Below are 26987 nucleotides of genomic sequence, written 5' to 3'. Positions count from 1 at the left end.
CTCCCTTGCAGGCGCAGGATCTTGCTGGCGGCCAGCGAGCCGCGCAGATTGGTCAGAACGATCCAGGGATTGCCGCCGGCGGGGTCCGGCATGAGGTCGACCTTGACGAAATGGTCCAGCTTCTTGCCGGCGTAGCGCGCGACCTCCTGTAGATCCGAGCCGTTCAGACGGTAGACATAGAGATCGCTTTGCCCAGTCAGCAACACCTCGGGGTTGCCGTCGCCGTCGGCGTCGCCGTAGGCCAGGGCTCGCACCTCGTAGGGCAGGCGCTGCGAGACCGACGCGTAGTCGCTTTGGGCCTCGGCGGGCGCCACCTTCGCGCTGGGCTTGGGATCGACCTTATCGCGCTTGGCGGCCTTCTCCTCGCGCTTCTTCTCTTCGACCTTTGAGGGCGGGGCCGCCGGAGCGGGAGCCGGGACGGGAGCGGGCTCGGGGAGAAAGACCTTGGGTGGCCTCTCCGCCTTCGCGGCGGGCGCGGGGACGGCCTTCGGCGCGGCCGCCGGAGGCGCGACGCTCACGGCGACGGGGGCCTGCAGCCGCGAGGCGGCAAAGGCCTCGAGGCGCGGCAGCAGCTGGTTGACGTCGGGGACTTCCAAATAATCCTGCGAAACCTGCCCGGCGGCATCCACCCATTTGAGCAACACGCGGTAGGTCTGGCCGACGATGTTGATGCGGCCCGCAACCAGCAAGGCGTCCTGCCCTCGCCCCTGCGAGACGTCCTTCAGCTTGTCGGGATCGAGGGCCTGGGCGACCGGACGCGCGGCGACGCCCTTCTTGATCAGGGCCCCCATCACGGCGTCTTGCGCCGCACCCGAGAGGTATTGCTGGTCCTTCGGCCCGTTGACCGAAAAGGCGGCCACGCCCACCGAGGAGCCCTGCGCGAGGGCCGCCGCCGGGGCCAGCCCGACCAGACAAAGGAATAGGATTTTTAAGGGTTTTTTCAGCCAATCCGTCATGGGGGCGGACTATGTTGCAAAGCCCAGGACGGGTCAAGTGCAGATTGGAGGCTTGATCGGTACCGGAGGAAAAAAGGGCGGGCGGTCCAGAAGGATCCGCCCGCCCCGGGTGCTACTCCAATCTAACTTTTATTCAATCGTCTTCGGATTCCTCCTCATCATTTTCACCGTCGTTGTCGTCATCCTCGTCTTCGTCATCATCGAGGCCGTCGTCGTCATCGTCCTCGTCGTCTTCGAAGCTGCTGCCGGAGGCTTCGATGTTGTCTTTGATGACATTTTCGATGTCGCCGCACTCGTCCTCGCCGCTTTCCTCGTCGATGACGAGGCTGCCGTCGGCCTCCAGGGTCAGATTCCCCTCGTCCAGGCAGGCAGCGAGGTTGATGCCTTTGAACCAGGCGTTCTCGTCCAAAGAGAGGACGATATCATTGGCGGCCGTCTCCGCGACCTCGATACCAGTCTTGCTCTCGAAGCGGACGTCTTCGTTGAATTTCAGCCGGAGCTGCAGCTCATGGGTCGTTCCCTGGTACTCGAAGCTGCCGCGGGCATAGAGGCTGCGTCCCAGGAGCGGATCGCCCGCCGCCAGCAATCCGTCCTCAGCCTTGGATTCTTCGATCCTTACGTCGATGCGGGTATAGAGGCCCGAGGGAATCAGCAAGGTGGTCAGGGAGGGAGTGGAGGTGCCCTGAATCAGGTCGGCGATGAAGGGGCCTTCCACGACAACCTTGTCCTCATCGTCGTCAACGTCGTTGTCATCATTGTCATCGTCCTCGCCGGGCACGTCCCCCGAACCTTGATCCGGGGTGCCGTCGTCGTCCTCGCCTTCGGAGTTCTTGAGGAGGTCGCCGGGGCCTTGGTCGGGCGTGCCGTCGTCATCTCCGACACCGTCCGTCTCGTCGACATCGTCGTCGTTATCGCAGCGGACGGGGTCGACGAAGGTGAATTGGACGTCCTCGCAGCGCACGCCTTCCGGCAGATAGAATTCGACGTCCCGGATATGCACGCGGACCTCGCTTAAGGTGATAACGGTCCCCGCATCGTCGCTGGTCTCGGCGCCGTCATCGTCCTCTTCCGACTCCGCCTTCACGGTCATGGCCTTCGAGCTGTTCAGGGAATTCCGGGCCCCTTCCAATTGCATGGAAAAACTAACCCCCGCTGCGCCGCCGTCCAAGGCATCCCCGGCGCCGCCCGCGCCGCCGCCGCCGCAAGCGGCCAAGCCCAAGGCCGCGATCGCCGCAAGCCACGTGCGGCTCCAGGATAGGTTGTGAATGAAAGCTCTCATGGAAACCTCCTCAATCTCTTTAGGGTTTGTTATTTCAAGGATTCTGCCCTAAAGAATTGCAATCAGGATGCCAAAGAGGTTTCATGCAACCCTTTGATATTTCATTGATTTTTAAATGTACGGATTATGATAGGGAATTAATTGTAACAAATTATAACACTTATTTGTTACAGCGGTCCGGAGCCGGACTCCTCGTCTACGTCCTCCTCCTCGAACTCGTCGTCCTCGGAAGGGGCGCTTTTGCAGGATACCTCGGTATTGGACTCGAAGGCCTGGAGGATGTTCGCGATCTTCTCGCTGGAAATATTCTGGCTGACGACGGCGACGCCGCCGCTGAGATCGGAGGGGCCGAGGTCCTGAAACTGCGGCAGCAGGCCGTTGAACCAAGTCTCGATTTGGAAGGCGATGAAGAAGAAATTAACCTTGTCCTCCGAGACCGTGAAGAAGTTGGGCGAAGAGACCTCGATCTCCACTTCATTGTCCGAGAGAATCTGGAAGGGCACCGTATCGATACGGCCGTCCCCGTTCACATCCTTGCCCGCGGCCTCCCGGAAGCGTCCGGTGACGACGAAGGTCCGGTCCAGAAGCAGGTTGGTAACCAGCGGGTCGGGCAGCAGCTCCGTCGGAATATCTTCGGATTGCAGCTTTTCGAAATCCATCTTAAAGCGGTTGTAATCGCCGAAGGGAATCTGCGTCACTCCGAAGTCCGGGAATTCGAGGTTGACCAAGGCGCTCTGGCTCACCAGCTCGACCACGAAGACACCCGGGAAATCGATCTCGACGTCGGCCTCGCCCTCCATCTCGAAGGAGATGTCGCTGACCGTATTCCGGGTCTCCTCCACCTCGATCCCTCCGCCGGCGAAGCTCAGCGCCTTTGCCGGCAAGGGACGCGCCATGGCGCGCAGAGAGCTCGTACCGCCGGGATTGGAGGTGGCCACTCCTAGAATAAAATCGCCGAAGACCGGGACCGGTGGCGTGGGCGTGAGATTGCCCCCGTCGGGATCGCCGGCGCCGGAACAGGCGGCTAACGAAAGAAGAAGGGCCAGGCGTAAGAATCTTTGGAGGAGAGAGCGGCTCATGGGGACCTTTCCGACCTTGGGTCTAATCTACTCCCAACATAAAGCAAAGCCCATACCAAGGGGCTGGATGCCACCTATAAAAGGATAAAAATATAACTAATTGAAATAATTAGATAAAAAGCAAGGCCTCTCCTTCGACCTTTTCCCAACGACAAGATACCGGACCTTTGTCGGCCTTTGACCGTCATTTTTTGTTACAGCCCCTGCAGCTTGTATTTTTTCACCAGCCGCGAGAGCTGGGGTCGCGCGATCTTCAGGGCGATGGCGGCGTGGGTGATGTTGCCCCGCGATTTTTGCAAGGCCGCGGCGATCAGGCGCTTTTCGAAGGCCTGCTGGGCCTCCCGGAAGGATCCATAGTCCGGCTCGCCGCTCTCTCCTTCCCCGCCGCCGCGGGCCGGCGGGGCCGGCTCGAAGAGCTCGCGTTTGTAGCGGAAGGCCTCAGGCTTCAACAGCTCCCCTTCCGCGAAGACGCAGGCGTTGGTCAGGGTGTTCTCGAGCTCGCGGACGTTGCCCGGCCAGGGATAGCGGCTGAGCAGGGCCAGCGCCTTGGGATCGAGCCGCTTCTTCTTCCCTCCGTGGCGCCGCGCGAACTCCGCCAAAAAATGCCCGGCCAACAGGGGCAGGTCGTCCATGCGCTCGCGCAGCGGCGGCACGCGGATCTCGACGACGTTCAGTCGGAACCAAAGGTCCTCGCGGAATTTCCCCGCCTTAATCATCCCGCGCAGGTCCCGATGGGTCGCCGCGACCACGCGGCAATCCACCGGCCGCTCCTCCTTGGCTCCGACGGGTCGAAACTTCCCTTCCTGCAGCACCCGCAACAGTTTACCCTGAAGGCCCAAAGGCATATCGCCGATCTCGTCCAAAAACAGGGTGCCGCGGTGCGCCTGCTCCACCAGACCGACCCGGTCCGAGGTCGCGCCCGTGAAGGAGCCGCGCAGGTGGCCGAAGAGCTCCGACTCGAAGAGCCCCTCGGGCACCGCCTGGCAGTTCAGCGAGACGAAGGCCCGCCCCGCGCGCGGCCCGTTGAAGTGGATGGCCTTGGCGATCCGTTCCTTTCCGACGCCGCTCTCGCCCAGGATGAGCACCGGGACCTCGACGTCGGTCACCCGGTCGAGGACTTGGAAGATCTCCAGCATTTTGGGGTGGCGACCGACGATGTTTTGATAGTCGTACTTGATCTTTAAATCCCCTTCCACGGCCTCCAGTTTTTTTCGGGCGCTCCGCAAGTCCCGCTCCACCTCGAAGAAGCGGCGGGCATTGACCAACATCTGCCCCATCCATTCCGCGAAGGGCTGCAGCGCGGCGGCGAGGGCCGGTTGGAAGACCCCGCCCCGCTGACGATTGTCCAAATAGATGGCACCCAAGACCTCTCTCTCCCGTTTCAAGGGCAGACAGAGGATGGAGCGCAGCTTCAGTTGATGGATGGAGGAAGTGACCGAAAAACGCTCGTCCTCGAGCGCGTCCACGGTGACCAGGGCCTTGCCCGATTCCAACACTTGGGTCGCGATGGACCAGCTGATCCGCTCTTGGGATTTTTGCATCTTGGCCTGGTCGACGTTGCGGGAGACGGCGATGCGAGGCCCCTCCTCCTCGCGGAGCAGGATGAAGCCGCGCTCGGCCTTCGTGAGCGCGATCATGCGGTCCAGGATCTTTTCGACCAGGGCGGAGAGATCCAGCTCTCCGACCAATTCCCTTTGCAATTCCCGCAAGGCGCCTTCGAAAGCGGGATCTCTCGGGGCGGCGGTCTCGTCGCCGAACTTGGCAGGCAATTGGATTCTTTCCATGGAATTCAGCATCCTTTCGATCTCCCCGGCCGGGGAATTTTGCAGATAGCGGGCCCGCCACTCCTCGGGCAGGGCTGCCGCGAGCCGCTGCAGCCCCTGCTTGGCAAGGTCGAGGCGGCCGCGGCCCTCGCCGCCCCGGCCCCGCTCGCTCAGGTAAACACCCCAGGCGTAATGCAGAAGGACCCGGGCTTCTTCGTCCTCATTCCCTCCCAACAGGCCTTCGGCGGCGCGGAGGTCTTCCAAGACGGCGGCCTCCGCCTCGCCGACCAACCAACGACACCGCGCGCGCAGGAAAAAAAAATGCCCCCGCCAGCGAGGTTCGGCCGCCGGAACTTCCCGTTCGGCCTCCGCGAGGACCGCCCCGGCACGGGCCGCGTCGCCGGCCTCGACCCGGCACTCGCCCTCGTGCAAGAGCGCCCACCGCGCGTCCGCGGGGCGTTGCAGGGCATTCAGCTCGCGCCGACATTCGCGGAACACTTCGGCCGCCTCGGACAGGCGGCGCTCTTTCCGCAGCAACTCCCCCTCGATCTGGCGGCTGTAAACGAGGAGGTACTTCATGGAACGCTGGCGAAAAATCCGCTGCGCGCGGCTCAGGTCAGCTTGGGCGGCCTGAAGATCCCCCAGGCCCAGCAGTAAATTCGCGCGGTTCAGACGCGTGCGGGCGGCCTCGCTCTTCTGACCCAGGAGCTCCAGCAGCCTCAAGCTCTCGCCGTAGGCCGACAGCGCCTCCATGGCTCGCCCCTTGCGATGCAGGAGATAGGCCTGACTCATCTGGAACATCCCCTCGTGGATGCGGTCACCGGCTTCCCGGCTGAGCGCCAGGGATCTTTGAATGGAATCCTCGGCCTCCGGGGCACGGCCCTGTTCCAGCAGGATGTTTCCCAAGTTGTTGTAAGCGACGGCCAAGGGAGCGATCTCGCCGATGTCTCTGGCCCAGGATTCCGCCGCCTCGAAGGCATTGCCCGCCGCGGCGACCTCCCCACGGTAATATTGAAGAATGCCCGCCGCATTCAGCAAAGAGAGCCTCTGTCCGGGCGTCATCGTCGTGTTCGGATCTTTCAGGACCTCGAATTCGCGTGCGGCGCCGGCAAAATCGCCCATCCGCGTCAGGACCTTCCCGCGCAGGATCCCCGCCGCGGGCTCTTGCATATCGCTCAGCAGGGCGAGGGCCTTTGCCGGATGGCCCTGGCGGTGGTACAACTCGGCGAGCAGGATTTTCTCTTCGGCGCTGCATTCGGCCATCGCCTCGTAGAATCGAATCGCTTCCCCGTAGAGCTCGAAACCCGGGGTTTCCGCCGGCTCTTCCTCGATCGTGCCGACGGCTTCCATGCCGAAAAGTCCCGCGAATCGGGCCAGGGCCGCCGCGACGCCGCGCGGCCGGTCGGCGGGGGATTTCGCCAAGAGACTGAGGATAAAATCGCCGAATTCGGCGGGAAGCGCGCCGCCACGGATCGGTTGGAGCGGCGTCTCGAAGAGATGCCAACGAATGACTTCCGAGGGGGAATGCAGGGAAAAAGGATATTCGCCCCGCACCCAACGATACAGCGTCATTCCCAAGGCATAAAGGTCGCTACCCGGACCCGGCGGATGTCCGAACAGCAGCTCCGGCGCCAGGTGGGCCAGGGTGCCCGCAGGAGCGGCGTGGGGACTCATCACGGGGCGCGCGAAACCCAAATCCACCAGCACCGCGTGTCCGGCGCGAAGCAGTACATTCTCCCCCTTCACGTCGCCGTGAACCAAATCCTGCCGATGGATCGCCTCCAAGCCCTGAAGCATTTCCAGGCTCAACTCCCGCATCGCCGGCCACAAGGCCGGCGGAGCCGCCGTTTCCAGGGACTCCCCGTCCAACCACTCCGTCACCAGGTAGGGACGGTTCTCGAAACCTCCCGCCTCGACGAATCCGACGACGTTGGGGTGTCGCAACTTGGAAAGGACCTGCGCCTCCGCTTGAGCCGCGCGCGCTTGGCCGGACTCGAAAAGTTTCAAGGCATAGAGCCGCCCGGCCTTTTCCGCCTGATACACTTGCGCCTGAGTCCCTTGCCCTAAGGCCCGCAGCAATCGGTAGTCTTGAATCGTTTTCAAGCTGTCACAAATTATTACACCGAGCCCGGGTCCCGCCAAGCAAAAAGGCCATTTTATGATTTGTTTTAATGAGTTGAGAGAATTTATTCCTGGGAGACCACGACCCGATTGCGTCCCGCGTGCTTGGCCGCATAGAGGGCGCGATCCGCCCGCTCGATCGCGTCGGCGAGGGCCCCCTCCACGCGGGGCTTCGCGCCGGGCGCGGCGGGCGGCAAGGCACGCAGCTCCGCGAGGCCGACGCTCACCGTCACCTGGATCGCCGGGAAATCGTCGAGCGGGATCAAGGCCTTCTCGACGGCCTGCCGGATCCGCTCCGCGGAGGCCAGCGCCCCCTCCCGGCCCGAAGCGCTCAAGAAGGCGAAGAACTCCTCGCCGCCGAGTCGCGCCGTGATGTCCTTGCGCCAGCGCACCGTGTGCGCCAGGGTTTGCCCCACCTCGCGCAGGACGCGGTCGCCGTTGGGGTGGCCGAAGCGGTCGTTCACGCTCTTGAAGAAATCGATGTCGATCATCGCCACAAAGTCGGACTTCGCCTCGGCCTCGCGGTTCCGCCGGCGCTCGACGAGGCGCCGCTCGAGGCGCGGCGTGATGCGGGCCAGGCCTTGGCGGTTGCGCAGGCCCGTGAGCAGATCGCGCTCGGCGCGGTTGCGCGTCTCCCGCACGATGCCCTCGAAGTAGTCGGCAAGCTCCAGCGCCTCCCGGAAGAGCTCCTCCGGCGGGATGGACGTCGCCTCCAGGGTCTGCAGCTGGCGCAGGCGCTCGCTGCGCAGCTGCAATTGGGTCTCGGCGCTGGGGCGCAAGGATTCAGGAGGGACTTCCAGACCCATGCCGGGGAGCACGGGCTGCGGCGCCGGCGCGGGAGCCGCGGCCGTGCCGGGCGGCGCGCTCGGCGACGCCGGAGGCAGGGACCGCAGCGCGCGCAGCTGTTCCAAGTCGAGCTCGTAGAGGCTCGCGAGGCGCTCCAGCTGACGGGGGCTGGGCCGCCGCTGGTTGCGCTCGATCTGCTGCAGGATATAGGGTCGCATGCCCAATCGCTTAGCGGCCTCGTGCAGCATCCAGTTGCGCGAGAGGCGTTTGCGAGAGAAGAACAGCAGCTCGCCCAGGCTCTGCCGTCCGTGCCTGGCGTAGTCGGCGAGATTGGCCTCGTCGTCGGGGTTGCTGATGTAGATGGGCTCGCCGCGGGAGCTGGCGAAGCGGTTCAGATCGATATTGGGGACAAAAAGTCGGTTGAGGACGCGGGCGACCTCCTCGGGCCTCATGTTCAGCTCACGCACCATCCGCTCGAAGCCCCGGACATTGGGACGGCGCGGGCCCAGGCCCTGGGCCGAGGCCTCCGGAGGGAAGAGGTCCGATTCCTGCTCGTGCTCGTGGATGCGGTCGGAGACGAACCGCTGCACCTCGGGGGAGAGGAATTGGGTGCGGTAGACGCGCCCGTCCTTCAGCATCGACAGGATGCGGCGCTGGACGGGTTGTCCGGCCTCGAGGGCGACGAGGGTACTGAGCAGCTCGGCGCGCAGCGGGCCGTGGACGCGGGCGTAGACCAGGCGCAGGACCTCAGCCAGGGCCCGCGTATCCTGGAGGCGCATCGCCCGGCGCAGGACGGGCGAGAGGGCCACCGCGCGGGAGCCCGAAGGGGACCCGCGGCCCCGCGGCGCGGAACCGCCGCCCGGCCCTTCGGCGGCCATCTGCGCGATGCCTAGGCGCGGATCGTCGAGCGAAAAGCGCGGGCCCGCCGCGAGGACCGGCATCGGCCCCGCGAGGGTCGGCCAAGCGAGGCCGCCCCCACCGCGCGGAGTTCGCGCCAAGGCCTCGGCCTGCCGCTCGAGACCGCCTTCCCAGGCCGCCCAACGCGGGCCGAAGGCGCGACGAGACAGATTTCCGGCGACGTTGAATTGCAGCAGGAGGGCCAGCGAGTCGACGAGCGTCGTGGCTCCGTCCAACCGCGGGCTCAGCCCGGCCCATTGCTCGAGGGAGTGGCCGAGGAGGATGCCGGCGAGCATCCCGCTTTGTTGGAACAACACCGGTAGGGGCGAACCTGGGGCCCCACCGAAGGCCACCGGTCCGAGAGAGGTGGGGGTTCGCCCTCCCCATCCTCCGCCGGGGGCCAAAGCGAGGTTCGCCCCTACGTTTCGAGAGGCAAGGCGGCTCGCCCAGCCCGCCAGCTTCAACCCACCCAGCACGAGATAGCTCGACGCCAGATCCCGTCCCAAGGCGGCGGCGCCCCACTCCTGGGGACGCCCCAAGGCCGCGCCCGCGAGGCGTCCGGATAAGGTGAAGACCGGCGCCTCCACCGCGAAGCCGGCCAGGGAGGCCGCGGCGCGCGCGCCGAAACCCCGCGTCCAAACGCTCGCCGGCGCCGCGACCAGGCGGCTTAAGGCAGCGAGCCGCGTCAGCCGGTAGGCGGCGCCGGCCGCACCCAAGGCCAGCAGGGCCGCGGGATCGGAGGCCTCGGCGGCAAAGCGGCGCAGCAGGAACTCGGCGCGGGGGCCCGAGGCCCCGCGTCCAAGGACGGCGTCGAGCTGTGCTTGAAATCGGCGTTGTAGGGGCCCTTCGCGAAGGGCCCCGACGGAGGCGGCATAGACCTCCACGGCCGCGCCCTCGCGATGCCCCGCCTCCATCCGCCGCGCCAGGCCCAAGACCCCCTCCCAAAACAAGGACTCGTCCCCCTCCCCCTCCAGGGCCTGAAGCTCCGCCCGATCCCCCGCGCTCAGGCCGGCGATGGACCGAAGGCTTGCCAAGACTGAGCGAGCGGAAAATTCCGAAGGATTTGAATGGGCTTCCGCCGGAGTCGCCGGGAAGACCCGGCCGTCGGCGGCCAAAAAAGACGTGTGCTCGTTCCTTACCCTGAACGGCATGTGAACCCCTCATCCGAAACGGATAAGGGTGGCTCGCCCCGGGGAGGGTAAAGTTGCGGGAAAAATCTAGGCCTCGCTCAAGAGGTAGCCGCGGATGAAGGGATCGAGATCGCCGTCCAAGACCCGCTCGGCGTCGCCGACCTCGACCTCGGTGCGGTGGTCCTTCACCATCTTATAGGGGTGCAGGACATAGGAGCGGATCTGCGAGCCCCACTCGATCTTCTTCTTCGTCGCCTCCACCGCCTCGCGCGCCGCGCGGCGCTTTTCCATCTCCTGCTCGTAGAGACGCGAGCGCAGCACCTTCATGGCCAGGGTCTTGTTCTGCAGCTGGCTGCGCTCGCTCTGACACTGCACGACGGTGTTGGTCGGGAGGTGCGTGATGCGCACGGCGGTGTCGTTCTTCTGGACGTTCTGCCCGCCGCTGCCGCCCGCGCGAAAGGTGTCGATGCGGAGGTCGGCGGGGTTGAGTTCGATCTCGATGTCGTCGCTGACCTGGGGGTAGACGAAGACGCTGGCGAAGGACGTGTGACGCCGCTTGTTGGCGTCGAAGGGCGAGATGCGCACCAGTCGGTGCACGCCGTTTTCGGCCTTGAGGAAGCCGTAGGCGTAGGCGCCCTCGACGGTGACCGTCACGCTCTTGTAGCCGGCGCCCTCTCCCTCGGTGGAGTCGATCAGCTGGGTGCGCCAGCCCTGCTTCTCGCAATAGCGAAGGTACATGCGCGTCAGCATCGCCGCCCAATCGCAGGACTCGGTGCCGCCGGCGCCGGAGTTGATGGTGAGGATGGCGGAGAGCCGGTCTTCTTCCTTGGAGAGCATGACTCGGAATTCGGCCTCTTCCAGACCGGCCTCGGCCTCTTGGGATTTCTGCTCGGCCTCGGCCCAAGCCGCGTCGTCGCCGGCCTCCTCGGCCAGCTCGAGCATCAGCGCGGCCTCTTCCACCTTCGTTGCATTGTCTTTGAAAAAGTCGGCCGTCGCCTTAAGCCCGTCGAGCTCCTGGCTCAAGGCCTTGGCCCGGACGGAGTCGTCCCAAAATCCCGGCTGGGTGGATTCGGTCTCAAGCTCGTCGATGCGTTTCAGCTTTTGGTCGAGGTCAAAGCCGCCTCCGGACGGCGGCGAGTTTCTCTTGGAGAGCGGCGATGCGGTTTTTCAATTCTTTCGACATAGGGATTCCTTCTTGCCTCCAGGAAAATCGTCTCGACCCGGAAACTCATTGTCCTGCCATTACGATAAGAAATATACTTAATCTAACAGCACTCCAAAAAATCGGGGAAGATTCATGCCATTTTCAAGAAAAATTCAAGTGTTTTCGGGAGTTCTATGCCTACTCGCCCTCGCTCACTGCAGCGGCGGGGCCGGGAACGACCCTTCCGCCCCGATCGCCGGGGACAACGGGGTTGCCGAACACAACGTCGATCCCGGGAACAACGTCGGCAACAACCCCGCGGCCAACCCCGGGAGTGCCCCAGGGCCTGCTCCCGCGAGCCCCTTAGAGCCCGCCCCAGGCCCCCTTCCCGACAATGAGCCGGCCGCCGTAATCTCTTCCAACCCCTCGGACGGTCAAATCCTGACGGCATCCCTTTCCACCATCAAAGTGGAGTTTAGCGCATCCATGGACCCCGCGTCGGTGAATCAGGCCTTCCAACTCAGCCGTGCAAATTTCGGCTTCGCCGGTGCGGGAAATTTCAGCGTCGTGCCCGTCGCGGTCCCCGTGGTTTCCAACAACAACAGGGTTTTTGAATTTCCGATTATCGATCCTATCACTCGCGGGAGTTTTCGGATCTCCGTCGGCGGCGAGGCGAGAGACGCCAATCAGACCCCGATACAGCAAACATTCACCAGCAACTTCAGTATCAAGCCCCCTGTCGAGGATGGTCTGGATACCCCGCCCAAGGTCGTGAGCATCAACCCTCCGGACGGCAGCGAGGGCGTCCCGCGTCAAACTACCTTGCAGGTCGCCTTCAATCAATCCATGGCCACAGCCATCGTCAAAAACAACCTGTCCCTCCTCAAGATCACCGTGGCCGCGGGCATCAATAACTTAAATGAAGAAGAGGTTGAGGCAACCATAACGGCCTGTCCGGACAAGAAGACCTTTTTAATCGACCCCAAAAACATCCTCGACCGCACCCAGAGATATAAAATCAGGGTCAAGGCGGACGCTAAAAATTCCAACGGGATTGCCTTGGGCGAAGAGGTGTCTTCGGATTTCGAGACGAAATTCGGCATCAGCGGGGTCTCGTTGTTGGGATGTCCCTAAAAAGGGACTGCTCAATTGGCGGACGACCGACCGCCCTTCCGGAGGCAGGAGTAGACCCCCAATCCGAGCAGGATAGCCAAGGAACCCAGCGGCAACCAGTCTCCCATTCTCACGTAAGGCGAAAGATCCTCGTAAAACGGCAGACTCGCGACGAAGTCCTCGCGCGTGAAAAGCCCCCCCTGCCACAGTACCCTGCCCTGGCGGTCGATCTGCGAGGTGAGGCCCGTGTTGGTCGCGCGGATCAGCGCGCGCCGCGTCTCCACCGCGCGAAACTGACTGAAGACCTGGTGCTGGTAGGCCGCGCTGGAGCGCCCGTACCAGGCGTCGTTGGTGATGTTGATCAAGACGTTCGCACCCTTCTCCACCATAATCCGGGAGATCTCCGGGAAGATATCCTCGTAGCAGATCAGGACGCCCAGCAGACTGTCCCCGTACTTCAGGGGGTAATAGTCGGAGCCGGGCATCATCTCCCCGACCTGAGCGGTCATTTTGCGGGCGAAGAAGAGGAAGTCCTTCCAAGGGACATATTCCCCGAAGGGGACGAGGTGCCGCTTGTGATAATACCCCAGGATGCGCCCCGCCGCGTCGGCTAAGATCGCGGTGTTGTGATAGGGCCTGTCCCGCCGCGGCTCGGAACCCCGGGCGGATCGCGAAATCGTGCCGAAGAGGATATCGGCACGCTGAGTCCCTAGGTCGTAGGCAACCTCGGGCGCGTCGTAGGCGAGCTCGTAGGGCATCGAGGCCTCGGGCCAGAGGATGAGCGAGGCGCCCCGCTGTTCCAGGGCCAGGGTGCCCTGCTGGAAAGTTTCGAGGATCCGCGCCGCCGCGGATCGTTGCCATTTCTCCTCCTGCGGGATATTGCCTTGCACGACGCCGACCTGGAGGGTGCGGGTCGGGACTGCGGTGTCGTTGGCCAGGCGGTAGCGCCCATAGGCCACATTGGCCAGGACGAGGGCCGCGGCGATTGTGGCCGTCTTCAGGGCCCGGGGCCGCTCGCCCCGCCGCCAGCGCACGACGATCTCGGTCAAGGCCTCGTTGCAGAAGACCAGGAGCCAAGTGACTCCGTAGACGCCGAAGAGATCCGCCGACTGGATGAAGTGGAGGAATCCGCCCTGCGAGTAGCCGATCTGGCTCCAGGGAAATCCGCCCGCCGGGACGTGGCCGCGCAGGTATTCGATCCCGACCCAGACAAAGGGACGCACCCAGAGCATGGTCCAGGCGTTTTTGCGACAGATCCATTGGCTGATCCAAAAAATGATCCCGAAATAAGCGGAAAGCACGGCGACCAGGAGCAGCAAGGCCAGGATCGAGAGCGTCGGCGAGAGGCCGCCGAAGGAATTCATCGCCGTGTAGAGCCAGTACATCGCGATGCCGTAATGAAAGAGCCCGGCGAAGAAGCTCTTGGCGAAGGCCGCCTTCGGCCGCGCGGAGCGGATCGCCAGGAACAGGGGCACCCAGGCGAAGAAGGCCATCCAGCCCAGGTCGGGAAGCATGTATCCCGCGAAGACCGTCGGGTAGGTGAAGGCGGCGATCACGCCGCTCAGAGCCGCAAGGAGCCATCCCATGGCATCAGGCCTTTCCGCTGGAGATAGGTGAGGTAACGCGCCTCGAGGGCCTCGAAGCGCCGGGCGGCGCGGGGGCCGCGCTCGTGGTCGTGCCCCTGCAGATGCACTAGACCGTGGACCGCCAAGCGCAGGGCCTGCTGCGTCAAGGTCCGCTGCGCCCGGCGCGCCTGGCGCGCCGCCACCGGGGTCGCGATCACGATCTCCCCCAGGCACCAGGGCCTCCCGCCCTTCGGCGCCTTGGCGTCGATCGGGAAGGAGAGCACGTCGGTGACGCTGTCCTTCCGGCGGTGCTCGCGGTTGAGGGTGCGGATGCGCCGCTCGCCCACCAGGCTAATCTCCAGCTCGGCGCCGCCCAGCCCCTCCTTCCGCATCAGGGCCTCGAGGCAGCGGCGCAGGGCCTTCAGCCTCACGGGGGTCCCGGCGCGCGCGAAGAGACTAACGGACATTCGCCTCGCTCTCGCGGGCCCGCAGGTCCTTGATGGGGGTGACCGTGGCCTTCTTCTCCTCGACGTCCGGGTACTCGATGCGCTGGTGGTAGATGCCGACCAGGACGCGGACGAAGCTCTCGGCGATCATGTGCAGGTCTTTCAACGTCATGTCGCACTCGTCGAGCTGGGCCTCGGTGAAATTCTTGTTGACGATCTTCTGGACCATCGCCTGGATCTTGGCGGGCGTCTTTTCGGGGATCGAGCGCACGGCCGCCTCGACGCCGTCGGCCAGCAGGATGATCCCGGCCTCGCGGGTCTGGGGCCGCGGGCCCGGGTAGCGGTAGTCCTTTTCGTCGACGCTGCCACCCGCCAGCTGGGCCTGCTCCTGGGCCTTGTTGTAGAAATAGGTGATGAGCTTGGTGCCCTGGTGCTGCGGGATGAAGTCGGCGATTCGCGTCGGCAGCTTGTACTCGCGGGCCAGCTCGAGGCCGTCTTTGACGTGGGAAGCGATGATCAGGGCCGACATCGAGGGCGCGAGCTTGTCGTGGCGGTTTTCGCCGCCCTGCTGGTTTTCGATGAAATAGCTGGGCTTGCGCATCTTGCCGACGTCGTGGAAGTAGCTCCCGACCCGCGCCAGCAGCGGGTTGGCGCCGATCTCCGCGGCGGCGGCCTCGGCCAGCACGGCGACCAGCTGCGAATGGTGGTAGGTTCCCGGCGCCTTGACGATCATCTCCTTGAGCAGCGGATGGTTGAGGTTGCCCAGCTCGAGCAGCTTGATGTCGGTGACGTAATCGAAGAGCATCTCGGCCACCGGCGCCAGGACCATCACGAAGATCGCGGCGAGCAGACCGCCCAGGAAGGCCAAGCCCATGTTCATGAAGATGTTGGGCAGATTGAGGACGTTCGCGACGCTGACCACCGTCACCAGCTTGATGGCGAGCACCACCGCGGCGTTGACGGCGCCGACCATCACACCCGCCCGCAAAATCGCGCTGCGCCGCTCGACGTGGGCGATGGCCGAGGCGGCGACGATGCTGGAGATAAGATAGTAAATCGACAGGTCGAGATCGCCCTCGAGGAACATCCCGGTCAGGGCGCTGGCCACGATCGCGAAGACCAGCGCGATCTCGGAGTTGAGGATATAGCGCGTCAGCATGGCGCCGGCCGCGACGGGGATGGCGTAGTAGAGGGCCTGCACCGAGACGTCGAAGGGCAGCAGGTCGCGGAAGGCCGAGGACAAGGCGGCCGCGATCCGCACGCTGAACAGCAGCAGGATCAGCACGCCGCCCAGGAAGTAAAGATCGGCGCGGGTCGGGTTGAACTTGCGGATGAAGCGCTTCGAGAAGGCGTAGGTGATCAGCAGCAGGATCGAGACGAAGAGCGCGGTGCCGAGGAATTTGGTCGCGAAGCTGGTCTCGGTCTTGCGCTTGCGGATGCCCTCGAGGATGACCAGATGGTGGGGCTCGTAGCGGTCGCCGCTGCGGACGATCGCCTCGCCGGCCTGCACCTTGATGATGACGTTGCGGACGTTGCCGACGGCGCGGGCGCGCCGCAGCTCGGTCTCGACCGCGTCGTAGCTCAGGTTGGGCCGCACCAGGCGGCTGGCGACCTCGTAGAGCTGCGCCGCCTGCACCGCCTTATCCTTCTCCTTGGGCGCCTGCTTGGCGCGCTCGAGCAGGGCGGTTTGGACGCCGTCGAGCGTTTTGATCCCGGAAAGATCCTTGAGCTCGGCCTCGTCCTCGCTGGCGTTCTTCTGCTTCTGGACATAGCGCAGGGTGATGCCGCCCTCGCCCGCGTTGGCCAGCTCTTTGTTGCCGGCCACGATCATCTGGGACATGGACTGCCGCAGCAGGTTGCGCAGCGTGAACTCGGTATCGACCGAGAATTCATCCTGCATCAAGGCCTTCACCTGATCTTCGGTGGGCTGCAGCCCCAGCGTGGCGAGCAGAATGTCCTGAATCTCGTCGACGTCGGCCAGGCGCTGGATGGCTTCGCGGGACTGCTGAAAGGCCTCGTGGACGTTCTGGTCGATCTCGGCCAAGACGTTCTCGTCGAAGTCGAAGACCGGAGGCACGCTCTTCATCGCCTCCTGGCGGTTGATCTCGGTGGCGCGCTCGTCGACGATCTCGTAATTCTGGTCGGCCTTGATGTCCTTGGGCGCGACGCGCCCGACCTTCATATTGGGCGGCAGGTAGTCGACGTGGAAGGACAGCACCAGGGAAATGGCGAAGACCAGGACGCCGAAGACGATCCACCCGAAGAAGGCCGAGTGGAGGAATCGGTTCAAGGAGCTGAAATCGGATTTTTTGAAGCCTCCGAGGAGGTTTCGCAGACTGCGGATGTGACGGTGGTCGCCCATGGATTCTTTTTTGCCCCCGCTTATTTCGCGGCCCCTTCTCCCATCACCTGGATGGTGATCTCCCGACGCCCTACCTTATTGTCGTCGAAATCGAAAAGCACAACTTCTTGCCAGGCCCCCAGCATCAGCTTGCCGTCCTGGAGGGGAATCGAGAGGCTGAGCCCGATCAGGGCGGCCCGCAGGTGGGCGTCGTTGCGCCCCGACCCGGAACGCCGGTTGGGCCGCGGGCCCGTCTCCGCGGGGATCTGGGTCTCGACCCATTTTTTCAATTCTTCGTGGATCTTGGGGTCGTTCTCCAGGATGGCCACCCCCGCCGTCGCCCCCGGAATCAGGACCGTGACCAGACCACTGGGCACGCCGGATTCGCGCACCGCGCGCTTCACGTCGTGGGTGATCAGCAGCACGTCGGTCTTGACCGTGGTGTTGACGTAATAATTTCTTAGAAAGATCATGAGCTTATGTTAATGCCCTCGGCCCCCGGGGGCAAGCATTCATTTTTTCATGCTAGTCCCTTCCCCTCGCGCCTTCAAGCCCCGAGCCGCGTTTCGCAGTGCGTCAGGCCGAGCGCCCCTTTTCCGTGAAAAAATAGCGGGTTGTGACGCAATTCCTGGCCCCTTCCCCGACGATAAAGTTTGCGAAGGATCGTGGCTGAAGCCCCCCTTGACCGGGGGCGCAGGAAATGGATAATAAATTCTTGGAATTATGACGACTTCGATCAGTACAAGTAAATCGCGCCCCTTCTTCAAGAACAAGTACATCGAGTACCGCAAGATGTACGACGAGGCGCGGAATTTCTCCAAGAGCCTGGACACAGCCTCCTCGACCTCGGCCCCCAAGGCCTCGAAGGACCCCCTGCCCCCGGAGCTTTCTAAAAACACCAAAGAAACCGGCAACAAAGAACCCGTCACCAAGGATTTGGCGAAAAAGCCCGGCGAGACGCCCTACGGCGTCCGCCCCACCGAGGCCGCCGGCGCCCCCGACCCGACGCTGCCGGTCTCCAACGCCCCGATCAACGTCCCCAGCACCGGCTCGGCCAACGAGCGCATGATGGCCAAGGCCCGTGAATACGAGCCCCACATCCGCGCCGCCGCCGAGCGCTACGCCCTCCCGCCCGAACTGATCGCCGGCGTGATCTGGCAAGAGTCGCGCGGCAATCCCCGCGCGGTCAGCCACTGCGGCGCCATGGGCCTGATGCAATTGATGCCCGCCACGGCCGCCAGCCTGGGCGTCGGCAACGCCTTCGACGCCGCGCAAAACATCGACGGCGGCGCTAAGTACCTCCGCCAGATGCTCGACAAGTTCAACGGCCGCGTCGACTTCGCCGTCGCCGCCTACAACGCGGGCCCCGGCAACGTCATGAAGCACGGCGGCATCCCGCCCTTCCGCGAAACCCAGGATTACGTCCCCAAGGTGCTCGGCTACGCCAACAGCTACAAGGTCGCCGAGGCCTTCACGCAGAGCGTCCCTTCCAACGCGATCCGCGTCTAGTCTTTCCTTCTCGCTCTATTTCGGCAAATAGCTTTTCATTTCCGGATTCGCCCGTGCTATCTTCACGGTGAACGAAATGCGTTCGCGCATTTTCCAAACGGATCCGACATGGGCAAGAGCAAAGCCGGCAAAAGCAAATCGGTCGCGAAGCAGACCCACCCCACCGTCGCCCTCACCGGCAGCGGCTACAAGGGTCTCTCCATCCTGCGCTGGCTGGAAAACAGCCGGGAGTTTCCGCGCGTCATCTTCCTCGACCACAAAAAGCCCACCGAGGTCCTGAAAAAGACCAAATTCTACCGCATCGACCTGACCGAGACCCTGGCGGACGTGAAGCTCTACGAGATCCTCGCCGAGGAGAAGGTGGAAACCCTGATCCACACGGCCCTCCCGATCACGCCGCCGCGCAACATGGCCTGGGCCCACGAGCTGCTCTCGGTGGGCAGCATGTACGTCTGCAATGCGGCGGCCGAGGCCAAGGTGCGCAAGCTAATCCTGGCCTCCACCGCCGACGTCTACGGCGCCTTCCCCGACAACCCCGCCTACATCACCGAAAATCAAACGCCGCGAGGCTTCCTCAAGTCCAAGTTCTTCGCCGACAAGATCGACGCCGAGCGGCAGTTTTTGAACTTCGCCAAAAAATACCCCCAGAGCGTCGTCACCATCCTGCGCCCCGCCACGATCCTGGGCCCCAAGATCCAAAGCTACAAGACGCGCTACCTCTCGCGCTGGTTCGTCCCGACGGTCCTGGGCTTCGACCCCCTCGTGCAGTTCCTGCACGAGGACGACCTGCTGCGCGCCTTCCAGATGGCGACGCTGCGGGACTGCCCCGGCATCTTCAACCTGGCCAGCAAGGGGGTGCTGCCGCTCTCGAAGGCGATCAAGCTGATGGGCAAGGTGCCGCTGCCCTTGAGCCTGATCGGGCTCAAGTCGCTGGTCCAAACGCTGTGGTTCCTCGACATCTCGCCGGCCCCGGCCACGCACCTCGATTTTTTGAAATACAGCTGCGTGGTGGCGACCGACCGCGCCGAGGCGGCGGGCTGGACACCGCGCTACACCTGCAAAGAAACCCTGCTGGAATTCGTCGGGGCCGAGCGGCTCCGCGAGATCCGCCTGCAGGAGGAGGCCGCTCCGCTATGAAATCCGCGTCCGGCGCCCCGAACAACCTCTTCTACCTGCCCCAAAGCCGCGCGGGCGGCTCCGCCGAGGAGCGCCAACTGGAGAAGATCGTCCGCGACATGGCCAAGCGCCTCGCGTCGCTCGAGAAGGAGCTGGGACGGCACCTCAAGGTCATGGAGCGCGAGCTGAGCTCGAAAAAAAATCGCAAAAACGGCACGCAGGAAAAGATCTACAAAGAGCTCAAGAACCTCCAATCCCGCGTCGAACCCGCCATGCAGGAGATCGTCGAGAAATTGAAATCCACGGTGGAGATCGAGAAGGCCGAACCGGGGCCTGGGATCTTCGATTTCTTCAAGGGACTCGTCCCCGGCCTGGACTTCGTGGCGCGGCACCTGCCCTTTTTCCAAGACAAGCAGGCGCTCGAGGAGGAATACGATCCCTTCGGCCGCGACCCCGCCTTCGAGCAGACGCTTAAGCCCTTCTTCGACTTCATGTATTATAGGTATTGGCGCGTCGAGACCCACGGCGTCGAAAACATCCCCAGCGCCGGCCGCGCGCTCCTCGTCGGCAACCACTCGGGCACCCTGCCTTGGGACGGCAGCATGATCCGGCTGGCCGTCACCAACGATCATCCCGCCGGCCGCGACGTGCGCTTCTTGGTGGAAGATTTCGTCTACTACCTGCCCTTCGTCGGCACCTTCATGTACCGAATCGGCGGGGTCCGCGCCTCCCAGGAAAACGCCGAGCGACTGCTCAACACCGACCACCTGGTCGCGGTCTTCCCCGAGGGCGTCAAGGGCTTGGGGAAATACTTTTCGCAGCGCTACCACCTACAACGCTTCGGCCGCGGCGGCTTCATCAAGCTGGCGATCCGCACCGACAGCCCGATCATCCCGGTGGCGGTGATCGGGGCCGAAGAGATCCATCCCCTGCTCTTCAAGTCCTCGCTGCTGGCCAAGCCCCTCGGCATCCCCTACGTACCCTTCACCCCCACGCTGCCGCTGCTGGGCCCCTTGGGCTTCGTGCCCCTGCCCTCCAAGTGGTCGATCTACTTCGGCAAGCCCATCGACCTCAGCGTTTACGGCAAGGAGATACTCGACGACGAACTGGAGATCCACCGCCTGAGCGAGCGGGTACGCCAAACCATCCAAAACTTGGTCACCGAGGCCCTGAAGCGGCGCCGCAGCGTGTGGTGGGGTTGAGAGCTAAACGACGTAGCGCTTGTCTTTGAGCTTCCGCGCCAGGGTGGCGCCGAACTCCTCCGAGCCCGAGCGGCCCAGCTTCCCGTAAATGTACTTCTTGCCGAGCTCGACGCCGGGCTGGTCGTAGGGGTTCACGCCCAAGAGGCCGCCCACATAGACCGTCGCGATCTCGAAGAGGTAGAAGAGCTGCCCCAGCGTGTAGGCGTCGGCCCCGTAAAGCATCAGCTTGAAGCTGGGCACGCCCGATTCCTTGAGGGACTGCTCGGTGGCGACCATCTCGGCGTGGAGCACCTCGGCGAAGCTCTTGCCGCCCAAATAGCTGAGGCTTTCGATCTCGGGATAGAGCTTGGGAACCTTGAGGTCGGCGTCGTATTTTTCCTGCGACCAGAGCATGACCATCTTGTCGCGCGGTCCCTCGACGTAGAGCTGCATCTGCGAGTGCTGGTCGCGCGGTCCGCTGGCCTGGATCGGCGTGATGCCGGCCCAGACCTCTTTGCCCTCGAGGTCGTAGCGCTTGCCGAGGCTCTCGGCCCAGAGCTGGCGGAACCACTCGACGCAGCGGTTGAGCCGCTCGGAGTAATTGAACACGACCAGATTTTTGCGTCCATGCCGCTCCGCCAGGAGGGTGGTGACCATCGCCAGCATCGCGGCGGGGTTGGTCCAGAGGTCCTCCCCCTTGCAGCGCTTGATCATGCGGATCGCCCCCTCAGCCAGCTCGCGGATCGAGACGCCGAGGAAGGCCGCCGGCAGCAGGCCCACCGGCGACAGGACGGAGAAGCGCCCGCCCACGCCCGGCAGGATGTCGAAGCACTCGATGTCCTCCTCGCGGGCGATCTGCCGCAGCGCCCCCTTCTGCGGGTCGGTGGTCATAATCAGGTGGCGGCGGAAGCGTTCGGGGCCGAGCCGCTTCTTGAGCAGCTCGTAAAGGTACATGAACTGGGCCATGGTCTCGACGGTGTTGCCCGACTTGCTGACCACGTTGAAGACGCTACGCTCGAGGTCCAGGCCGTTGAAGAGGCGGCTCAGGTAGTCGGGATCCAGGGTATCAAGGACGTAGAGCCGCTTGACCGGCAAGGGGACGCCGCCGGCGAAGATCGGCCCGAAGATGGCCTCCTCGACGGCCTTGGCGCCAAGGCCGGAGCCGCCGATCCCCAGGACCACCATGTTGTCGAAGGAGCCCCGCAGCTCCTCCGCGCGGCGCTCGACGTTGTCCAGGACCTCGTCCAGATAAGGCAGATGCAGGAATTGGACCTGCCCGATCTCGTGCATGGCCTGCAGGGCCCGGTGAACTTGGATGAAATTGGGAGTAGCGGCCTCGAGCTCGGGCTCGGAGATGCCCGCCGCCTGTTGCGGCGCGAAGGCCTCGTTGAAATCCAGGTGAAGATCGCGATGCGGCATCCCCGAAGATTACACAGCGCTCATTTTCGACTCAAGGAAATTAACCCGAAGATCAACGGATGCCGCGGCCGCTGAAGGTCACGCCCGCTCCGCCGGGGGTAATGCTGATCGATCCGCTGTAGTATTGCTCGTTGGTCGGTGTGAAGGTCACGGAGACGGAGACCGATCCGTTGGCGGGGATGGTCCCGCCGGAGCTGCTGAGGGTAAATCCATAACCGCCGCCGGAGATCGTGTAGTTGACCGCGCAGCAGTTGGGATTGTTGATGGTGAAATAGCGGGTCGTCGAAGTATTGAGCCGCTGATCTCCGAAAGAGATGGACCCGACCGAGACGGTGACATTGGAGCAGTTTTGCAGCGGAACAGCCTCGGCCCCCTCGGTAAGTCCGGGAACTTCCTTGGCCCCGCCGACCGGAGACCGACCGGCGAAAAACTCCGCCCTTCGCATCAGGGCCGACGCGGGATCGACCAAACTTTGGGAAAGGGTCTCGCGCAACGAGACGAATGAGGGCGACCCGACTCCGCCCTCGACTTCGCATTGGGAGGCCGCAGAAGCATCCGAGTTCTCGCTGAAACTGAGGACCTCGCGGAGGGCATTAGCCAGGATCAAAGATGGGACCGTCGTCATGGAGATTCCTCTCGCGGAGGAAGAATGGCTTGAAAATCGAAGGCTTGTCAACGAATCCTTAAGCCCGACTTAAGGACGGGCCCGCCCTTCTTCCACCCGCCCTATTATCGGCCGGGAATCCCTCGAGTTCCGGATTATTTAGGGCCTCCCTTACCGTTACCCTTGCCTTGGCCCTTGGCTGCCTTCCAACCGCCGCCGCCCTTGCCGGAGCCGTGCTCCTTACCCTTGCCGGATTTTTTCCAGCCGCCGTCGTCGTCGTTGTCCCACTTCCCCTTCTTGACCTTCACGCTGTCGTCGTCGTCGACCACCCAGTAACCGCCCTTGCCCTTACCGGGACCGCCCCAGAGCCCCATCTTCTTGGCCTGGCCGGGTGGGATCCATAGGCCGTACTTCTTGGCGATGCCCGGCGGCATCCAGTAGCCGTGCTCTTTGTGCACGGGATAGATGATAAAGCGGGTGAAATCGGGGCCGACCAGGGGAATTTTGGGAAACAAGATCGGGTTGACCTGCAGGATGTTTTGTAAAAAATGCCGCTGGGTGGTCTCGATATAATAGTTGTCGGTCACGGGGCTGCCCATCGCCACGAGCGGGGCGACGGCGAAGCTCTGCAGGATGTTCGAGTAGCTCATGCCCATCTTACGCATCATCCATACCGAAAGCGGCAAAGTCCCGGCCGCCTGCGCGATCTGCAAAATGGCTGGCACCTCCGCGGCGGGCGCCATGAGCGCGGGCGTCACCTGCTGGGGCGCGAAACCGTAGGCGTTGCCGTAGAGCTGCTCGGCGCGGCGCGCCTCCGGCGAGCCCAGGTCGATGTTGACCAAGTTGATGTCGACGGCCCGGGCGCCAGGCAGGGCCAGGCTGAAGGCCGCGAGGAAGGTCAAAACTTTGCAGAGAGATTTCATGGCTTTCTCCTTATGCCCGCTTGGGACGCCCCAGGTACCGACGGGTCACAATTATTTATGTTTTCCTTTGCCGGGATTCGACTTACCGGAAAAACCTTGGGATGGCGAGGGGCCTTTCCCCGATTTGCCTTGGGGGCCCCGCTGCTCGGGCGCATGCCACTCCGGCCGACCCTTGGAATTTTTAGGTTTGCCCGGCTTCACGTCCTTGCTGGGGGCCGGGCCGCGCAGCTCCGCGGGGCCCTTTTCCTTCGGCCCCTTGTCCTTATCCACGGCGGGGGCCTGAGTCGGAACTTGGATGTCCCGTTTCGGGGCCGGCTTCGCCGAAACCACGCCGTGACGGCGGGGCTGAAGCGATCGGGCCTCGGAACCGATCTCCTCCCAAGTAAGTTTGCCGCCCTTGACCTTGGACCGCAGGCCCTTTTCCAATTCCGCCGGGGATTTGCCGTTCAGCATCGCGGACTGCACCTGTAAAATCGCCGCCCGCCGCGCCGGCGAACGAAGGTCGGCCGCCCCGTCCGGGACCGCGCGGTCGACGAGAGCCGCGGCGCTCTCCCCGCGCTGCCGGGTCTGACGCAGCGCCGGCTCGAGCTTTGCCGGAGGGACGCCCTTCGCGAGGCCCTCGTTGGCCTTGAGCAGGTAGGGCTCGGAGGGGATGCCGCGCGCCTCGAGAGCCTGGGCCTCCTTCAGCACCCCCAGGGTGAAATCGCGGGGGAGGCCCGAGGCAGCGCTTTTGGCCAAAAAGGCGCTCAGGGCCGGGCTTGGGGCGCCGAGCGCCGCGGCCTCGCGGGCGATCTGGGGGTCGCCCTGGGCGCGTAGCGGCGCGGCGGCCGCGAGGCCGAGGAGGAGCAGTCCAATGGCGAGGGTCTTCTTCATCTTATTACAAATTGATCACCGAGTTGCGTTGTCCAAAGCCGTCGTCCACCCAGCGGTCGGCCGCCGGATCCGGGACCCAGCGCCGTCCGTCGACGACGAAGGCATAACTGTAGGTGCCCTCCGCCAACGGGACCTCGACCGTGAAGAGGCCCTCGCCCTCCGCGGAGAGCGCCAAGGCCGCCGGGGTCCATTGATTGAAGTCGCCCGCGACGGCGACCTGCTTGGCGCCGGGCTGGCGCAGGGCGAAGCGCACGAAATAGACCTTTCGGCCCTCGGGGCCCGCCGCCTCGCGCACGCTCAAGGGCGGACCCAAGGAAGGCTCGCGGAAATAGCCAAGATACAGGACCCCGGCCAAACCCGCCGCGAGGGCGCCGGCCGCGGCGAGCCTTGGAAGCGAGAGCCAACGGGCGCGAAACCTCTCCCAAAGACCCGGCGCCTCGAGGCGCTCCATCACCCGCGCGGTGAAGTCGGCCGTAAGCGGGGGGACCTCGCGGCGCAGCGCTTGCCACCGCGCCGCAAAACCCTCGAGGCCCTCGCCCAGCTTGGGCTCTTCCCGAAGAATCGCCGCGATCTCTCCATCGGAAAATTCGGGCCCCAGGAGCTCGCGTAATTTCTTTTCTGTTTCATTCGCCGTCATGACTGCCTCTCCAATCGTTTCCGCAGCTGCGCGAGTCCCCGGGCCACGCGCATCTTGAGGTTGCTGATCCCTTCCCCGCTCCGCTCTGCCATCTCCTCGTAGCTGAGGTCGCCGAGGTAGCGCAGCAGGAGGGCCTCGCGGTAGATCTGAGGAAGGCCGTCCAGGGCGCGGCGCAGGGCCGCGCCCTCGGATGCGGCGATCATCCCCGCTTCCGGCGAGTCCTCGGGGGCGGGCTGCGCGTTCAGGAATTCGGGCTCGACGCGGGCCTCGGGACGCCGCCGCCGGCTGCGCCAGTCGTCGCGGCAGGCGTTGAGGGCGATCTGGTAGATCCAGGTCGAAAACTTGGCGTCGCCGCGGAACCGCTCCAGCTCGCGGTAGGCCTTGAGGAAGACCTCCTGGGCCAGCTCCTCGGCCCGCTCCTTTTGCCCCAGCCAGCGGTAGACCAAGCGAAAGACCCCCTGCTTGTGGCGGTCGACGATTTCGGCAAAGGCCCGCCGCTCCCCTTGCCGACAGCGGCGCAGGGCCTCTAGATCCGGGTCTTGACTCGGGCTTTGCTTCCGGTTCATGCGAATCCTGAAACCTGCCTCGCTGCTGGAAATTGGGACGCCGGCAGGGCCGGGGCGTCACAGCAGGCCTCGAAAAAACATCGGGAAATAGCTCCAGCCCTGACCCGATACAACGGAATTAGGGTTTGACCCAAGTCCAGGATGGGTATAAGTAAGTAAATACTTACTTTTATGTCCGTCGCCAAAGCCCAACGCCTGTCCTTTTCCGAACGAGAGGCCCGGATCCTCGAGGCCGCCGGCCGGCTCTTTTCCGAGCGCGGCTTCGTCGGCACCACCACGCGGGCCATCGCCCTCGAATCCGGGGTGAACGAGGCCCTGCTGTTCCGCCACTTCAAGAGCAAGGAAGACCTCTACACCGCCCTCCTCCAGGTCAAGCTGGAGGACTTCGACGCCCAGGTCGCGCCGGAGCTGCGCAAGACCCTCGAGCTACCCATCGCGGATGGCCTTTTCGAGATTTCCAAGATCATCGTCCACAAGCATCGCGAGAACCTCTGGTTCCTGCGCGTCATGCTCTTCGCGGCCCTCGAGAGCCACCACCTGGGCCAGCTCTTCTTCAAGCAGAGGCTGCCGCTCTTGGAATTCCTGCAGGAGTTCTTCGCTCGGAAAATTTCGAAGCAGGAGGCGCGGGATGCGGACCCCGCGATTCTGGCACGGGCCTTCATCGCGATGATCCACCATTACATCCTCATCACCCTCGTCTTCAAAGCGAAGGACCACTTTCCCCTGCCCGAGGATGCGATGCTCGCGAGCTTCGTCGATATCTTCACGAAGGGGGTGCGACCGTGAAGCGCCTCTTTTCATTGACACTCCTCGCCTTCGGACTTTCCCTAGCCCTCCCTTCGCGCGCCGCCGAGAAGAAGATGGGGATGATGGAGTGCTACGAGCTCGCCCTGGCCCGCAGCGAGCAAGTCGCGATCAGCGACCAAGAGATCGCCCGGGCCCAGGCGATCTACACCCAGGCCCTCGGCTCGGTCCTGCCCAAGCTCTCGATCAACGTCCAGGAGATCCTCCAGGACTCGTCCTCCCAGAGCGACGGCGCCGGCCAGGTCGGCAGCACCTTCACCCAATTCAGCCGGCCTTCGGTGGCGGTGACGCTGAAGCAGCCCATCTTCAAGGGCTTCAAGGAGTTCCGGGCCCTCAAGCTGGCGAAGGTCAACGAGTCGCAGAAGCGCCTGCTCAAACGCAACGCCGAGCGCCTGCTCTTCCAGGACGTCGCGATCGTCTTCCTGACCATCGTGAAGATCGAGCGCGACATCGAGATCTTTCAAAAGATATTGCAGGTCGAGCGGCGGAGCGTCGCCGAGCTGAAAGAGCGCGTCCGTCTGGGCAAGTCCCGCGACAGCGAGGCCGCCCTGCTGGAGACCGACATCGCGCTCAACGAGGCCGAGCTCGAGCGCAAGCGGGGCGAGCGCCAAATCGCCTACGACACGCTGGCCTTCCTGACCGGCCTGAACCCCCAGCCGCAGATCGACTACGGCTCGCCGCCCGTACGCGACCTCAAGCCCCTCGCGGAGTACACCGCCATGGTCGAGGCCCGGC

22 protein-coding genes are annotated in these 26987 nt (G+C 64.1%); 6 read left to right on the top strand and 16 right to left on the bottom strand.

Going from position 1 to position 26987, the window contains the following annotated elements:
- The 6 genes from FBR05_08215 to FBR05_08190 form a co-directional block, all read right to left on the bottom strand.
- A partial coding sequence (locus FBR05_08215; protein ID MDL1872178.1) for a hypothetical protein occupies positions 1-956 on the bottom strand: 956 nt, incomplete at its 3' end.
- Between the two features lie 133 nt (positions 957-1089).
- The gene (locus tag FBR05_08210; GenBank protein ID MDL1872177.1) at positions 1090-2235 is read right to left on the bottom strand and encodes a hypothetical protein; all 1146 of its coding nucleotides are present in this window, start codon (positions 2233-2235) and stop codon (positions 1090-1092) included.
- A gap of 167 nt (positions 2236-2402) precedes the next feature.
- Positions 2403-3314 carry a hypothetical protein gene (locus tag FBR05_08205; GenBank protein MDL1872176.1) on the bottom strand — a complete coding sequence of 304 codons (912 nt, stop codon included), beginning with the start codon at positions 3312-3314 and terminating at the stop codon, positions 2403-2405.
- A 194-nt stretch (positions 3315-3508) separates the two neighbouring features.
- Positions 3509-7180, bottom strand: a complete 3672-nt coding sequence (locus FBR05_08200) for a GAF domain-containing protein (GenBank protein ID MDL1872175.1) — start codon at positions 7178-7180, stop codon at positions 3509-3511.
- A gap of 83 nt (positions 7181-7263) precedes the next feature.
- Positions 7264-9915, bottom strand: coding sequence for a diguanylate cyclase (locus FBR05_08195; protein MDL1872174.1), 2652 nt, complete (start codon positions 9913-9915; stop codon positions 7264-7266).
- A gap of 183 nt (positions 9916-10098) precedes the next feature.
- Positions 10099-11194, bottom strand: a protein-coding gene (locus tag FBR05_08190; protein ID MDL1872173.1) for a peptide chain release factor 2 whose coding sequence is annotated in 2 segments (ribosomal slippage) — positions 10099-11133 and positions 11135-11194 — 1095 coding nt in all. Because the reading frame shifts where the segments join, the coding sequence is not laid out codon by codon here.
- Between the two features lie 114 nt (positions 11195-11308).
- On the opposite strand from FBR05_08190, the gene FBR05_08185 reads away from it, so the two are divergent.
- Positions 11309-12289, top strand: coding sequence for a hypothetical protein (locus FBR05_08185; protein ID MDL1872172.1), 981 nt, complete (start codon positions 11309-11311; stop codon positions 12287-12289).
- An 11-nt stretch (positions 12290-12300) separates the two neighbouring features.
- Here FBR05_08185 and lnt read toward each other — a convergent pair whose 3' ends face one another.
- Genes lnt through FBR05_08165 form a run of 4 tightly spaced genes read right to left on the bottom strand, consistent with a single transcriptional unit; the run spans position 12301 to position 17093 of the window.
- Positions 12301-13854, bottom strand: a complete 1554-nt coding sequence (gene lnt, locus FBR05_08180) for an apolipoprotein N-acyltransferase (GenBank protein ID MDL1872171.1) — start codon at positions 13852-13854, stop codon at positions 12301-12303.
- Positions 13830-14300 (bottom strand): rRNA maturation RNase YbeY, encoded by a 471-nt coding sequence (gene ybeY / locus FBR05_08175; GenBank protein ID MDL1872170.1) that lies wholly within the window; start codon positions 14298-14300, stop codon positions 13830-13832. The genes lnt and ybeY overlap by 25 nt, the downstream gene beginning before the upstream one ends.
- On the bottom strand, positions 14290-16641 hold the full coding sequence (locus tag FBR05_08170) for an HDIG domain-containing protein (protein ID MDL1872169.1): 2352 nt from the start codon (positions 16639-16641) through the stop codon (positions 14290-14292). The genes ybeY and FBR05_08170 overlap by 11 nt, the downstream gene beginning before the upstream one ends.
- 20 nt (positions 16642-16661) lie before the next feature.
- The gene (locus tag FBR05_08165; protein ID MDL1872168.1) at positions 16662-17093 is read right to left on the bottom strand and encodes a YjbQ family protein; all 432 of its coding nucleotides are present in this window, start codon (positions 17091-17093) and stop codon (positions 16662-16664) included.
- Between the two features lie 592 nt (positions 17094-17685).
- Here FBR05_08165 and FBR05_08160 point away from each other — a divergent pair.
- From FBR05_08160 to FBR05_08150, 3 genes are all read left to right on the top strand, one after another.
- Positions 17686-18129 carry a lytic transglycosylase domain-containing protein gene (locus tag FBR05_08160; protein MDL1872167.1) on the top strand — a complete coding sequence of 148 codons (444 nt, stop codon included), beginning with the start codon at positions 17686-17688 and terminating at the stop codon, positions 18127-18129.
- A 108-nt stretch (positions 18130-18237) separates the two neighbouring features.
- Positions 18238-19266, top strand: coding sequence for an NAD-dependent epimerase/dehydratase family protein (locus FBR05_08155; GenBank protein ID MDL1872166.1), 1029 nt, complete (start codon positions 18238-18240; stop codon positions 19264-19266).
- Positions 19263-20447: a glycerol acyltransferase gene (locus FBR05_08150; protein ID MDL1872165.1), complete on the top strand. Its 1185-nt coding sequence runs from the start codon at positions 19263-19265 to the stop codon at positions 20445-20447. The genes FBR05_08155 and FBR05_08150 overlap by 4 nt, the downstream gene beginning before the upstream one ends.
- Positions 20448-20450: 3 nt before the next feature.
- On the opposite strand, the gene FBR05_08145 is transcribed toward FBR05_08150, so the two are convergent.
- The 6 genes from FBR05_08145 to FBR05_08120 form a co-directional block, all read right to left on the bottom strand.
- A complete protein-coding gene (locus FBR05_08145) occupies positions 20451-21845 on the bottom strand; it encodes a glucose-6-phosphate isomerase (GenBank protein ID MDL1872164.1) in 1395 nt (464 codons plus the stop codon).
- 52 nt (positions 21846-21897) lie between these two features.
- Positions 21898-22470 (bottom strand): hypothetical protein, encoded by a 573-nt coding sequence (locus FBR05_08140; protein ID MDL1872163.1) that lies wholly within the window; start codon positions 22468-22470, stop codon positions 21898-21900.
- A 134-nt stretch (positions 22471-22604) separates the two neighbouring features.
- On the bottom strand, positions 22605-23372 hold the full coding sequence (locus FBR05_08135; GenBank protein MDL1872162.1) for a hypothetical protein: 768 nt from the start codon (positions 23370-23372) through the stop codon (positions 22605-22607).
- A 51-nt stretch (positions 23373-23423) separates the two neighbouring features.
- Entirely contained in the window at positions 23424-24245 is an 822-nt protein-coding gene (locus FBR05_08130) for a hypothetical protein (protein ID MDL1872161.1), read from the bottom strand.
- Between the two features lie 4 nt (positions 24246-24249).
- On the bottom strand, positions 24250-24882 hold the full coding sequence (locus tag FBR05_08125; protein MDL1872160.1) for a hypothetical protein: 633 nt from the start codon (positions 24880-24882) through the stop codon (positions 24250-24252).
- Entirely contained in the window at positions 24879-25448 is a 570-nt protein-coding gene (locus FBR05_08120; protein ID MDL1872159.1) for a sigma-70 family RNA polymerase sigma factor, read from the bottom strand. Before FBR05_08120 ends, FBR05_08125 begins: the two co-directional genes overlap by 4 nt.
- 171 nt (positions 25449-25619) lie before the next feature.
- On the opposite strand from FBR05_08120, the gene FBR05_08115 reads away from it, so the two are divergent.
- Positions 25620-26234 carry a TetR/AcrR family transcriptional regulator gene (locus FBR05_08115; GenBank protein MDL1872158.1) on the top strand — a complete coding sequence of 205 codons (615 nt, stop codon included), beginning with the start codon at positions 25620-25622 and terminating at the stop codon, positions 26232-26234.
- A partial coding sequence (locus FBR05_08110) for a TolC family protein (protein MDL1872157.1) occupies positions 26231-26987 on the top strand: 757 nt, incomplete at its 3' end. The genes FBR05_08115 and FBR05_08110, both read left to right, overlap by 4 nt.

It is taken from the genome of Deltaproteobacteria bacterium PRO3 (genome assembly GCA_030263375.1).
Lineage (GTDB): Bacteria > UBA10199 > UBA10199 > DSSB01 > DSSB01 > DSSB01.
This window is presented reverse-complemented; position numbering and strand designations above follow the sequence as displayed.